1 protein-coding gene is annotated in these 626 nt (G+C 49.5%); it reads right to left on the bottom strand.

Annotated elements, in window-relative coordinates; translation table 11 throughout:
* Positions 1-149: 149 nt before the first annotated feature.
* Positions 150-578: a transposase gene (locus AWU74_RS07375; RefSeq protein ID WP_306701076.1), complete on the bottom strand. Its 429-nt coding sequence runs from the start codon at positions 576-578 to the stop codon at positions 150-152.
* Positions 579-626 lie beyond the last annotated feature (48 nt).

Raw genomic sequence — 626 nt, 5'->3', positions numbered from 1 at the left:
ACAAGGGCGGCTGTTGACAAGTGGATTTTGTGAATTTTCCAGTTTATCGCTTCTTTGTCTGGGTCAAATTCTATTTGTCTTGTCATGCTTAACTGTAATACTTTTTATTGTGTTTGTCTATACCGGTACAACGCATATAAAATATCATGCTATAAGCCGGACTTTGCGCGGACTGCCTCGTAGGTAGCGTGGACTGGAAGGTAGAGAAACAAACACCTGACATGAATAGCGGCGATGAAGGAAGCGGTGAGCTTTGCGTAGCGCGTAGCAATTCCGCGCCAGCGCTTGAGGGCGCGGAAGACGTTTTCAATGACGTGCCGTGCCCGATACAGTTCATGATTGTACGCTCTTTGCTCTTTCCGGCTTTTAACCGGAGGGATGACGGCTGTTATATCCGCTTCCTTAAGCATATCGAGCAGTTCGTTCGTGTCATACGCTTTGTCCGCAAGAAACGCTTCCGCTTCCAAATCCTCCATAAGGAGAGGCGCTTGATTACAAGCCGCGACAGTACCGCTTGTCACAATGCCGCTTGCCGGTATCCCGTACTCGTCAACTACCAAATGTAATTTGCTGTTCAGCCCCCTTTTGTACGGCTAATGTCCTGAGTGCCGCCGCGTGCCCCGCAC

The sequence above is a fragment of the Treponema endosymbiont of Eucomonympha sp. genome, assembly GCF_001028545.1.
Note: the sequence above shows the minus strand (reverse complement) of the source record. Positions and strands in the feature narration are given on the sequence as shown.